The sequence below is a fragment of the Mycolicibacterium pallens genome (genome assembly GCF_019456675.1).
In the GTDB taxonomy this organism is placed as follows: Bacteria; Actinomycetota; Actinomycetes; order Mycobacteriales; family Mycobacteriaceae; genus Mycobacterium; species Mycobacterium crocinum.
This window is the reverse complement of the sequence record NZ_CP080333.1, coordinates 91,786-104,035: the sequence shown is the minus strand read 5'-3', so window position 1 is coordinate 104,035 and position 12,250 is coordinate 91,786. Positions and strand designations below refer to the sequence as shown.

The window sequence follows — 12,250 nt, the reverse complement described above, 5'->3', positions numbered from 1 at the left end:
GCACGCTTCAGATGGTTACGAACGGACTGTAGAACGAATAGTCATCCGGGTTCAGCGCTTCGTTATAGGTCGTGTAGAGCGGGATGTTCCCCAGCGGTGTCACGAGATTGAAACGGATGACGTCACCGGATTCAGCCGGCATCGCCGAGTAGTAGAAGCCGAACCCGCTGTTGCCGAAGGATGCGTATTCGAACCGAGACCCGACCGGTGGGACTTGCCCCGACTCGGTGCCTGCGGTACCGTCGGTCACTTTCGTCACGAGAATGGCTTGGCTGACGATTCCCAACAGATCCCATTGGGTGGCAACGTCGGCATCGAAGCTGCCCGTTTGGGCACCCGTCGAGTCATACACGCCAAACTGCTGATAGCCCTGGAGCTCCACCTCCCTGGGCGGAAGTCCGTTGATCCCCACGGGTTGGAAGTCCGAAATGGGATAGAACCGCTGACCATTGGGGCCCATCAGCGACTGGACGACCGGCAGCGCCGATGCATCCAGGATGTTCAGGGGGAAGACGCGAGTATTCGTTACCCCGTCAGGAGAGATGTCGAGCAGCGACACGATGTCCCCCGACAAGGAGGGCATCGACGTGTAGAGCACGTAATGATCGTCACTACCTTCGTACAGCACGTTGTAAACGGTCCCGACGGGCGGCACCTGACCCGGGTCGGTGCCGACGTTAACGCCGTCATTGCCCGTGACGAGGATGGCCTGCGTGTAGGCGCCCAGCAGGTCATGGGTCGGGGTATAGACGCCTTCGAAGCTACCGACCACGTGGCCGTCCGAATCGTAGACGTTGAAGACCTGCTTGCCCTGAACCGTCGAGAAGAGGGGAAGCACGCCGCTCGTGGCGAGGATGGTTGCCGACGCCGGGTCCGCCGGCGCCACGCTGTATCCATTGCCGAGGCTGAACGGCCTGATTTCCATGAGTTCGGTCGCGTCGAACGTCATCGGGATGGGGAGGTCACCGAACGGTGTCAGCAGCTTGAACGAGACCACAGTGCCAGTGGGCTCCCGCAGCGCGGAGTAGGACCACCCGAACCTACCGAACGTCTGGCTGGCGATGATCGACCCCACCGGCGGCTCCTGTTCGCCGGCATTATTCGACGTGACGAGTATTTCCTTGTACTGGCCGAAGGACAGCGGCCCGAGGAAAGCGAAGGGCGTACCCGAACTCACCAGTGCCCCAAAGGTACCCACCGTTTCGCTGGTGGCGGGATCTACCACGTTGAACTCCTGCGTTCCCTGAACGAAGGTAGGTCCGCCGGGAAAGTTCGACCACTGGCCGTAGAACGATGTCACGTTTTCAGTGGAACTGGGCAACAGGTTGTAGCCGTTGAGTGTGAGCGTCGGGCTGCTCGGCATGGGACCCCAATGGGTCGCCATTGAAATCTCTCGGCCCAGCTGTAGGGCGAGGCTGCCGACAGTGGTGACGACGGCGATCAGAATATCTCTGGGATGCGGTTCCGGCGCAGTCGCAACAGGCGTCAACGAACTCTGAGTAGTCGACAAGCCCGACAACGTCGTCAGCGTTGCTCCGGCAGTCGGCGTTGTGGGAACGACGTCTGCCGTTCCCGTCGTAACGCTGTTCGTCACGACGGACGGCGAGGCTCCTGATCGGCGGGAAAGGGTGGCCGAACTTAGCGATGGGCCACCGATACGCGCCGACTTCGCGCGGCCGAGGCCGGCGGCCGGGGCGGAGGGAGCCGTCGGTTCGTCCGCGGTGGTATCGGCGACGGTCGAGGCGTCGCCACCCGACGATGCCGCAGCGCTGGCGGACGGCTTCTTGGACGCCTTGCCTGCTGACACTGCTTTCGACCGCGCCGGTCCCGAACGCTCACTGCCAGACACCGAGTGGCGGTTGGCCGTGTCCGAGGAGTGAGACGAGTCCGATGAACCAGAGTCGGCCGAGGCGATCGCACACCCCATCAAGACGCCGGCCCCGACGCCGAACGCGACCGCTAATCCCCCGACGCGACCGACATACCGCGAAGCCCCCATTTGCAATACCAGCCTTTCAGCAAAGACCCCCGCGGTCTCTCAGGTAGCGTATGAGAATTTCTCAGGAAAAATCAAGGTTTGCGCATCGATCGCCCGGCCGTGCAGCTAACTCGGCCTGGGTGATCGAGGACGGGATCACCCGGCCTTACCGGAGAGGCCGTAAGCGCCATAAACGAATTCCAGATCTTTCCTGATCCGCTCGGGACTGAGGCCGAATCGGTCCGGCGAGTGCGAGTGACGGCTCTGGTAATTGCGTTGCCGTTCAGCCTGCGCGCGGACCTCCTCGCGGAAAGCCGGGGTGGGCTCGATCTCGAGGAATTCCAGAATTCGTTCGATCGTCGGCTCGAGATCTTGCAGAAGATCGGTGTAGCGCACTACACACAAATTCCGTTCCGGAATTTGACCGGCCATCTGTTGCTCATAGAACGTTCGGAGCATGCTGCAGGAGGCTTGGTAGAGGTTTTCCACCCAGCGCTGTTGATCCTCGTCGCGCGTCCGGTTGAACACGTCGTAGCCATTCTCCAACACACCGGCCAACAGCGACATGCCCGACGGAATGACCTCGACCGGATCGCGGATGATGTACACGAGCTTGCAGTCCGGATATCGCTCGAGCACCTCTTGGAGGCGAAAGGTCAACATGCTTGTCTTCGCCAGGATGCGACCGCTCCGCTTATAAGCCAGATTCCGGCGCCAGCACGCCTCGTAGTAACGAAAGAAGCGCTCCTTCTCCTGTTGTGAGACTCCCTCGATTCCCAGTGAGCGCCGCGACAGCTCACTGCCCCAGGTGTCCTGCCAAGCAAGGAAATATGCCCACGCGAACGGCCCGTCGAGAGTGCGCAGGAACCAGGCGACGTCATCGGTCTCGATGCCGCGCAAACTGGTGTCGTGGACATCAGAAGGGTGATACCGCGCGGGCGAAAGCCGGTCTAGGCGCGGAACGATTCCGCCGAGCAACTTTCGCGCCGTGATGGCGGGAAAGAGCATCTCCCACAGCTCGAAGGCCGCCATGTCACCGGCCCCGAGCAGCAGCCTGTGCAGGAAGGTGGTGCCGCTGCGGGGATTCCCGATGATGAAGATCGGTCGGTCGATCGGCTGTTTGCGATGGCTGGGATAGAAGACATGGTCGAGACCCAGAGTGGTCGCCGAAATCAGCTGGCGCAGTTGAAGCATCATGAAGGTGCCCAACGGCCGCAACCGCATCCCGAACGTCTTGTTGATCACTCGGTAGAGCCGCAGATAGTGGCTCATCAGTCCTCCCACACCGCCGCGGCGGTCGCCATGGTGAATCCGGCCGCCGCGGTCGCCATGACGATCTTGTCGCCATCCTGCACGGTCGCATGGCGGAGCCGATAGTCCAGCGCCAATGCCCACGAGGTGCTCGCGGTGTTACCGAATAAAGCGTGCGTATGGGCACACGCCTCGGGCCGAGCTGCCAGATCGCTGATGATCTGCTCCAGCACCACCTCACTGGGTTGGTGAAACGCGTAATGGTCGACTTCCGCCGGGCTCCACCCGACCTCACTGAGTAGTCGCACAATTTCCGGGGCTGCGTGGGTCGCGAGCGCGAACAATTCGGTGGAGCGCGATTCGAAGTGGCCGTCGACCGGCGCTCTGCACAGCTCCCAGTGCTCACTCAGTGTCTTGTGAGTCAATCCCAGGACCCGGGCACCCCCAACCGGCAACCGGTTTCGGGTGACCAGAAACGCGGCGGCAGCATTGCCCAGCGTCAGTCCGGCGACGTCGACCACCGCGTCCTCGACCGACTGGATGTCGTAGCTGATCCGGTCACGAGTCAGCTCACCTGCGCAAATAAGAGCTGTCTGGAGTTCATCATGGATGGCGAAATACCCCGCAACCACATGGAGTGCCTCGAGCAGTCCGGCGCAGGCACAGGTGACGTCCATGGCCTGAAGCGGCTTCGCACCGAGACGCCCGGCCACCTCGGCCGCCGTCGCCGGCTCGAACGCATCGCGCGCAACGCCGCCGTAGATCAGCAGATCGACCGCATCGGCTGCGACGCCGTTCTCCTGCAGACATCTGATCGCCGCACGAGAGGCGAATTCACCGGGCGACAACGTCACATCTTGCTCGAGATACCGCATCTTGCTGTTGCACCGGTCGAAAACATATCTAATGATTTGCTCGATCGGCCGCCACTCCGCCGTCGTGCCACGGAACAAGTTCCGTACTCGTGACACCAGTTCTTCGTTGTCGACGCCCGCGTTCGGGAGAACCGTTGCGGGCCGCGAGAGATACAGTTGCGGAAGTGTCATGCCGCGCAGCCTTTACCTTGCCGACATCGACTCGACATATTCACGAGAAAACCCCCCGATCGTAGATTGATATTTCAATTAGTCCTGCGGTTTGGGTCATGATACGCGTTGAAAATTCGTTTGCTGGGCATCGGGCCTTGACACTAGGTGCTCGACCGTCCAGACCCCCGCCGACGGCTCTTGGGACACGGACTGTCTCTCCGACTCCCAGGTGACGCGTGCGTGCCACGGAACAATCATCCCGTCAACCAATCCAACCACTCAGGAAAAAATTAGAAGCTCTCAGGAAGAGTGCCTGTGCCTCTCAGGAAAATCAAGGGTAAAAGGTCCATGGTCCCGCCTCCCCCCGTTACTACGCGCTAATCCCGGGCCGCCGGGCTGGGGTGCGGCCACTGCAACCACACCCCCTCCCGTGCGCCGTATCGTTGCTTCCTGAGGCGTCGCGTAGGCGCGCTAAAAGGAGTGGTCATTGATGTCTAGCACCGACGAGCGGCAGGCTCTTTCCGCGGCCGGAGAGCAGCAGGGTTGGCAGCGCCGAGAAAGCGGTCGTACTGACGTCTTCCTTCGAAACCAGTACCGCATTCGGGTCATCTGGCAGGGCAACGAGACCATCAGCGGCGCATCGTTCTTCACCGACGAGATGTACGAGCTCTACACCCGCGATCTGGCTAAGGTTCGTGCCTGGCTGAAAAAGTAACCGACGCAGGCGACTTCACCGTTTGTACACCCCGCCTTCTCTTCGCTTGCCGACCGTGCTGCGGTGCATGGCACTAAAGTTGGAGTTCATGTCGGACATCGGCTTCTCCCGCTATGTCGCGATCGGCGACAGCCAGACCGAAGGTCTGTGGGACGGCGACGACACGGTCGGCGTGATCGGATTCGCTGACCGGCTCGCCGCCATCCTGGACACCCGCTATCCCGGTGTGCAGTACGCCAATCTCGCGATTCGAGGCAAGCGGGTCATCGACGTCCTGCAGGACCAACTGCCCCGCGCGTTGGCCATGCAGCCGGATCTGGTCACTGTGTGCGTTGGCATGAACGACGTGACGCGGCCCGGCCGCACGTTCGCCAAGGCGATGGCCGATCTCGACGACGTGTACCAGCAGTTGGCCGATTCGGGTGCGACGGTAGTGACGACGACGTTTCCCGACGTCGCCAAGATGCTGCCGGTGGGCCGGTTGATCAGCGCGCGCATTCAGCAGGTCAACGCGGTCATCCGGGCCGCCGCCGACCGGCACGGATTCGGACTGGTCGACCTCTACAACGCCGAGTCGATGAACGAGACGTCGAACTGGAGTCACGACCGCATGCACGCCTCAACCCGGGGCCACCGCCTGTTTGCCGATGCCGCCGCCGAAGCTCTGAATCTGCCCGGTAGCAACCATGATTGGGCGCAACCCAGCGGTGAGGCGATCCAGGACAGCTTCTGGCAACGGATGTACGCGCAGGCTCAGTGGACGCGCGGTTTGCTGATCCCGTGGATCTGGCGGCACGCCCGTGGCCGGTCGTCCGGGGACGGCAGGGATCCGAAATACGCTGTGCTACATCCCGTTTCCGACCTTCCGTTCCGCGCACAGCAGACCGCCTGACTTCTGGCCTGTGAGCCAGGTCACGCTGCGGCTGACACCCGGCGTTCATCACTGATATCGATTGGTCTGAAAACCCCGACGCCCCCGACCTGCGTGGGATAGTGTCAGGGCAACGAATGGCGATCTGCGGGTGAACCGCAGTCGGTGGAGGGGACCCGGTCATGGGTAGGCGCGGACGATGAGTGACCGCGACGGCGCTGCGCCGGGGTGGCTCGAGTCCCGCGCCCGGCACTGGCAGTTCTCGCCGCCACTGAAGACCGCGTTCACGGTGACAGCCGTTCTGCTCACGATCATCGTGGTGCTCGTTTTCATGCAGTTTCGGGGCGATTTCACCCCGAAGACCGAGCTGACGTTGATCTCGCAACGCGCGGGACTGGTGATGGACCCCGGTTCGAAGGTCACCTACAACGGCGTCGAGGTCGGTCGCGTCACCGGCGTCGACTCCATCGAACGTGACGGCATCACCCAGGCCAAGCTGTCGCTCAACGTCAACCCCAAGTACGTCGCGCTGATCCCGGCCAACGCCATCGCGGAGGTCAAGGCCAGCACCGTCTTCGGCAACAAGTACGTGTCCTTCCGCAGCCCGCCCAATCCGACCAAGCAGCGCATCTCCAGCGGTGACGTGATCGACGTGTCTCACGTGACGACGGAGTTCAACACGCTGTTCGAGACGCTCATCTCGATCTCGGAGAAGGTCGACCCGGTCAAGCTGAACATGACGCTCAGCGCGGCCGCCGAGGCATTGAACGGGCTGGGCACCAAGTTCGGGCGGTCGATCGTCAACGGCAACGCGGTCCTCGATGACGTCAATCCGCAGATGCCGCAGATCCGTAGCAACGTCCGGCAGCTGTCGAACCTGGCCGACGTGTACATCGAGGCCAGCCCGGAGTTCTGGGATTCGCTCGACCACGCGGTCACCACCGCGCGCACGCTCAACGATCAGCAGAAGGATCTGGACGCCGCGCTGCTGGCCTCGACCGGTTTCGGCAACACCGGCGCCGACATCTTCGAGCGCGGCGGCCCGTACTTCGTGCGCGGCCAGGCCGACCTGATCCCGACCGCACAGCTGCTCGACACCTACAGCCCCGCAATCATGTGCACCGTGCGCAACTATGCGACCTCGGACGCCAAAACGTCAGCCGGCGGCAACGGTTACTCGATCGACTTCCACATCGGGCTGACCGGTGCACCCAACCCGTACGTGTATCCCGACAACCTGCCGCGGGTGAACGCCAAGGGCGGTCCGGGTGGAGCGCCCGGCTGCTGGCAGCCGATCACCCACGACTTCTGGCCCGCACCATTCTTGGTGGCCGACTACGGCGCCTCGCTGGCGCCCTACAACCATTTCGAACTGGGCCAGCCACTGCTCACCGAGTACGTCTGGGGACGTCAGGTCGGCGAGAACACGATCAACCCCTGAGGTTCAGCACGCCGGCCAGTTCACGCAGGGCCGGGCGCGGATCCCAGGACGGGTCACCGTCGCCAAGCACCTGCACCACCACATGGTCCGCGCCGGCGTCGAGGTGCGCGGTCACCGATGCGGCCGCCTGCTCGACGGAGCCCTGCCCGACGATGCGGCCGGCGAGCCGATCGGAACCGCCGCGCACCAGATCCGATTCGTCGAAGCCCTGCCGCAGCCAGGAGTTGCGATAGTTCGGCAGACCCGAGTAGACCTCGAGATGCAGGTGCGCCCGGCGCATCTGCTCCTCGGCACTCTCGCCGACGACGATGGCCTGCTCGGACACCACCCACTTGTCCGGTCCGAGGATGTCGCGGGTGGTCGCGGTTTGTTCAGGCAGCACCAGATAGGGGTGCGCACCGTCGGCGTGGGTGCCCGACAGCTCGATCATCTTGGGGCCCAGGGCGGCGAGCAGACGGGTCGGCCGTCCCGAGCCCGGCTCGACGAATTCCGGCAGACCGGCCATCCGCTCCAGATAGCCGCGCATGGTCGCCAGCGGCTTGGCGTAGGTGCCGCCAAGCATGTTCTCCACCAGCGGGCCGTGGCTGACACCGAGACCGAGGACGAACCGGCCCGGGTAGGCGGCGGTCAAGCTGCGGCCGCCGCCTTCGGCAATGGTGGCCAACCGGGCGTGAATGTTGGCGATCCCGGTGCCGAGCACCAGGCGCTGCGTCCCGGCCAGGAAGATCGCCGACTGCACCATGCAGTCCTTGAGTCCGACCTCGGGGATGAACAACGATCCGTAGCCGAGCTCTTCGATCTCCTGTGCCACCTCGACGGCCGCGGGCATCGGCCAACTCTCGCTCGCCCACCACACGCCGATTCGGGCCGGGAAGTCGATGGTCGGGCGGTCAGTCAAAGTCACTCCTGGGGTTAGCTGGTTCGGTCGGCGGAAGGGATTCGAAGCGCAACGTATCCCCGGTCAGCATGGCGATCGAACTGCGGAGCTCTTCAGCCGGGGTCGGCGGCGGTAGCCCTTCCCGCGGGCCGACGCGGAAGGCATCAACCATCAGCGCGGCGAATCGGCGCCACGCATCGGGTGCGTGCTCTCGGGTGGCCTCGAGCACGCCCTGGTCGGCAAGCAGCATCACCACGATGTCGCCGACGCCGATGTCCGGCCGCAGCGTCCCGTCTTGCTGAGCGCGGGCGATGACCTGGCCGAGTTTGTCCATGGCTTCGGTGGCGCGCTGTTCGATTACCGAGCTGGCCGGGAACGCGGTGGTCAGCAGCGCCCGCAGGCCGGGGTCGGAGGCCTGCAGAGCGCACACCTGGTAGACGAGGTTCTGGAAGGCTTCCCACGGGTTCGGGTTCTCGAGTGCCTTGTCGACGGCTTCTTCATACGACGCCATATTGCGTTCGAACGCAGCGATCGCGAGGTCGGTGCGGGTGGGAAAGCGTCGGTAGAGGGTCGCCACACCCACGCCGGCGGCCCGGGCCACGTCCTCCAACGGAACTGACAGCCCCTGCTCGGCGAACAGTCGCGCAGCAGCGGAGACAATCCGCTCCCTGTTGCGTTCGGCATCGGCCCGTAGCGGCTTGGATCGCTCCGCACCCCATCGTGCGTCCGGAATCACCAGGTCATCGTACTCCCGGAAGTGGAGGCACACCACCATTTGTGCTGCTGATACTGATCGCGACGCGCGGCACAAGCGGGCTATCAGGATGCCCGGCGGTTCATGCCAGCCCAAGGACTATGAAGACTCCGCCCAGGATGACGCCCGCAGACGCCACGATGCCCGTCTTGCCCAGGTTCGCTCCATCGAGGGGCTTGATGGGCAACAGCGTCGAACCCGCCATGATGATCGCGGCGATGGCCAGGGCGAGGGTCAGGGGCACTCCCAGCCAGGCCGCCTCCACGAACAGCACCACACTGAGGCCGGCCAGAACGGCTGGGGCCGCCAGGTGGACATGACCGGACTCGGCGTCGGTGGTCGCGACTGGCAGCGGAGCCCAGGGAGTCCCGATAGCACCGGTGATCAGACCGAGCGCCAAGCCCGGCGGCCACGCCCCTTGCGTCACGACGACGTTCCGACGAGTCGCGACGACCTTGCGGCCAACCAGTGCCAGGGCGCCAATCGCAGCCACGCCCAGGCAGTAGGCGACGATCTCTGTCGGTCCCGTTGCGTGCCGGAAGTAAGTGAGCAGGAAGGCGAGAACCGTCACGATGATTCCTACTGCGGTCCGGCGCAACCAATCGGGACCGCGGATCCTGCTGAGTCGTTCCGAGAGCGGTTCGAGCCACTGCCGAGCCAACTCTCCGCCGCGGTCGCCGGATGACCGAACCAGGCCAACCGCCACGAGTGCCGCGGCGAGTAAGCCGATGCTCGCGGCCGGCGCAGCCTTCTGAGATTGCGCCAGGCTCCATTGCGGCGGAAGCGGTTTGGACAGGTCCAATGCCGTCCGGTACACCGACCCGTCGATGAGCAGATCACGGCGGCGGTCTTTCAAGGTGGGGTCCAACCGGAAGGCCCGGGCGAATGCCCCTTGAGAGGCCAGGAGATGCAACGGTCCACGCCGCGCTTCGACGATCCCGAGGTTGAACCACCCCAACGCGTAGTCGGGCTTGGCACCTATTGCCTGGCGCAGGGCCGCCGCGGCGGCCGCATCGTCGCCAGCACGCGCCAGCTGAACGCCGAGATCATTGGCCGCAGGGAATGCGCCGGGGTCGGACTGAAGTGCACGCCGGTTGTCGCTCACTGCCTCGGTGGCGATGCCTGCCCGTTCGGCGATGAAGCCCGCAGACATGAGGAAGACCGGATTCTTGGCATCCGAGTCCACCGCGGCCGCCACGCTGTCACGTGCCTTCACGAGGTCGCCAAGACCGAGGTAGGCCAAGGCGAGATTGTTGTGCACCACCTCGGGTTTGATTCCGTTGCCGGCAAGAAGCGGTGCCAGCGCAAGCGCCGACCGGTAGTTGTCGACGGCGCCGTTGAGGTTGCCGGTCGCTGCGTAGTGATCGGCCAGCTGAACCGACGCGTGGTAGGCCAGCGCAACGAATTTCGGCGCGACAAGCCGGTCGCCTTTGGACATGCGGTAGGCATATCCCTTTGTCCCGGCGTCCTGGAGGTCGAGCAATATCGGCATCGCCTCGTCGTTGCGTCCTGCCTTCAACAGTGCGGCCGCGCGGTCGAGCTGCGCCCGACCAACCCCCAGGTCGTCGTTCCACTCGGCGAGCCGAGTCCGTTGGGCGGCCTCGGCGAACCGAGCCGCGGCGTCGTTGTATTTGCCGGCCAGGAACTCCACTTCACCCAACCGGTACAGCGGCGCCGCATTGTCCTCACCGACCTGGGCCTGCCAGCGTGAAATCGCTTGGTGCGCAGCGTTGAGATCACCAGCCCAGCGCAGGAGGTTCTGCCAGCTGTCGAAGGCCCCGTCGATGGTGCGGTAGTTCGCCGACGTCAACGGGCGCCCCGCAGCCACCTCGGCGACGGCCCGCAACGGGCCGTCCGGGTACTGGCAGACGCCGGCGGGGCGGCTGCCGGTGAACGACGGCGGCCAGTCAGCGAGCGCCTCGGCGGCGTGACCAGCCGCGATGGCATCTCGGCGCCAGGCCAGCGCCGCACAGTCGGTGAGTGCGGCGGTGACGACACCGTCGTCGCGATACTGCGGGATGAAGGACAGATCCTCGACCGACCCGCCGGCGCCGCCGACGGGCGCCAGCGATACATGCAAGGGTGCGAGAGTGTTCGCACCCGAGGACAGCGGCAGCGTCGTATCGAACGGAAGGCCCCGATCGGTGGTGGTCGGCATCGGGAAGAACTCGGAGACCGGCGGATAGGCTGAGGCACCCGCACGGTCGAGGCGCCGCGCGGCATCGATGGCGGCGGGCATGTCGTGAGCGGTTTGCCGGGCATTGAGCAGCACCTCCAGTGCGGCTCCCGGGCGGGACGACCCGGCGGCACGAGTCGCCAGCGTCGCCGCCTGGTCCGGTTGGCCCAGACCGACCAGAGCGCGGGCACGGCCCACGTCGGCGCCCAGGGTGTCGCCAAACTCGGCGGCGCGGTTGTACTGGGCCACCGCCCGCTGCAGATAGTCGCGGGCGGTGAAGGGCTGGCTGTAGAGCGTGCGCAGACCCGAGCGAAGATAGCTGTCGCCCAGTCCGCTTCGTACCCACGCATCACCGGGAAAGCGCTCAGCCAGATGCTCAAAAGTGGCCCGCGACGCCGCCATGGCACCTGTGGTTGTGGTGTCGACTTGCGTCGGCCGTGGATCGGATTGGTATGTCGGCGAGCGCATCTGGGCCTGGCCGACCACCCATCCCGGAGTGGGGTCACCAGGGCAGGCACGTTCGGCGTGTGACGACTCATCCGCCAGAATCTGCGCCGTGGTATTCGTATCGGCCGCGACCAGCAGCAGCAGGTTCAACGCGACCTCACACCCACCGGCCTCGCGGACGTGGTCGAGCACGGCGTAGGCGACCCGTGCGGGATTGGCCGATACTGTCTGCGCGACCGGTTTGCCCGCGAACTTGATCAGTGCTGCGGCCAGTGTGGTTGCACCACTGCGCAATTGGTCTGCCGACGCCTTGGTCAGTATGTCGTCGATGGCCGGGTAGCGGTAGGGATAGGCGAAGTCCAGCGACGAAGACGGGTTCGGCTTCGTCACCGGATCGACGTCGGGAGCCGAAGTGAGAAAATTCGCCAATTCCTGCCCACTCGAAAGTCCCAGGGCCGCAATAGCGAAGGGCCGAATTTCGGCGATCGATGAGATGGTGACATCGACTGGGAGGCCGATGGGAAGGGCACGCACCGCCGTTGCGTCCGACCGTGGTGCCCCGTCGGCAATGGGTGTCGGGTCAGCAGGCGCCTGGGGCAACCGGTCGGCGACGATATGGGCCATCGGTGCCAGCCCGACGAGCAGCAAAACGGTCATGGCGACGAGCGCTATCACCCAGCGTCGCCTTGCGGCGCGCGGCGATGGTGTTGGC

The 12,250-nt window shown here is 64.6% G+C and carries 9 protein-coding genes; 3 read left to right on the top strand and 6 right to left on the bottom strand.

The window, feature by feature from the left end; genetic code table 11:
• Nucleotides 1-7 precede the first annotated feature (7 nt).
• From K0O64_RS00525 to K0O64_RS00515, 3 genes are all read right to left on the bottom strand, one after another.
• Complete coding sequence (locus K0O64_RS00525; protein WP_220045905.1) at nucleotides 8-1,807, bottom strand: hypothetical protein; 1,800 nt, start codon at nucleotides 1,805-1,807, stop codon at nucleotides 8-10.
• 327 nt (nucleotides 1,808-2,134) lie between these two features.
• A complete protein-coding gene (locus K0O64_RS00520; RefSeq protein WP_198044332.1) occupies nucleotides 2,135-3,223 on the bottom strand; it encodes a sulfotransferase family protein in 1,089 nt (362 codons plus the stop codon).
• A 26-nt stretch (nucleotides 3,224-3,249) separates the two neighbouring features.
• The gene (locus K0O64_RS00515) at nucleotides 3,250-4,275 is read right to left on the bottom strand and encodes a 3-oxoacyl-ACP synthase III family protein (RefSeq protein WP_071948247.1); all 1,026 of its coding nucleotides are present in this window, start codon (nucleotides 4,273-4,275) and stop codon (nucleotides 3,250-3,252) included.
• Between the two features lie 472 nt (nucleotides 4,276-4,747).
• Between K0O64_RS00515 and K0O64_RS00510 the strand changes: the two genes are divergently transcribed.
• The 3 genes from K0O64_RS00510 to K0O64_RS00500 all read left to right on the top strand — a co-directional run bounded on the left by K0O64_RS00510 (nucleotide 4,748) and on the right by K0O64_RS00500 (nucleotide 7,284).
• Nucleotides 4,748-4,972 carry a hypothetical protein gene (locus K0O64_RS00510; protein ID WP_071948248.1) on the top strand — a complete coding sequence of 75 codons (225 nt, stop codon included), beginning with the start codon at nucleotides 4,748-4,750 and terminating at the stop codon, nucleotides 4,970-4,972.
• A gap of 88 nt (nucleotides 4,973-5,060) precedes the next feature.
• Nucleotides 5,061-5,864 (top strand): SGNH/GDSL hydrolase family protein, encoded by an 804-nt coding sequence (locus K0O64_RS00505; RefSeq protein WP_071950185.1) that lies wholly within the window; start codon nucleotides 5,061-5,063, stop codon nucleotides 5,862-5,864.
• Between the two features lie 178 nt (nucleotides 5,865-6,042).
• Nucleotides 6,043-7,284 (top strand): MCE family protein, encoded by a 1,242-nt coding sequence (locus K0O64_RS00500; protein ID WP_071948249.1) that lies wholly within the window; start codon nucleotides 6,043-6,045, stop codon nucleotides 7,282-7,284.
• Here the strand turns inward: K0O64_RS00500 and K0O64_RS00495 are convergent.
• The 3 genes from K0O64_RS00495 to K0O64_RS00485 form a co-directional block, all read right to left on the bottom strand.
• Nucleotides 7,274-8,182 carry an LLM class F420-dependent oxidoreductase gene (locus K0O64_RS00495; RefSeq protein ID WP_425574739.1) on the bottom strand — a complete coding sequence of 303 codons (909 nt, stop codon included), beginning with the start codon at nucleotides 8,180-8,182 and terminating at the stop codon, nucleotides 7,274-7,276. The genes K0O64_RS00500 and K0O64_RS00495 overlap by 11 nt on opposite strands.
• Nucleotides 8,175-8,897, bottom strand: a complete 723-nt coding sequence (locus tag K0O64_RS00490; RefSeq protein WP_225933585.1) for a TetR/AcrR family transcriptional regulator — start codon at nucleotides 8,895-8,897, stop codon at nucleotides 8,175-8,177. The genes K0O64_RS00495 and K0O64_RS00490 overlap by 8 nt, the downstream gene beginning before the upstream one ends.
• 100 nt (nucleotides 8,898-8,997) lie before the next feature.
• Nucleotides 8,998-12,195: a hypothetical protein gene (locus K0O64_RS00485; RefSeq protein WP_071948251.1), complete on the bottom strand. Its 3,198-nt coding sequence runs from the start codon at nucleotides 12,193-12,195 to the stop codon at nucleotides 8,998-9,000.
• Nucleotides 12,196-12,250: the final 55 nt, after the last annotated feature.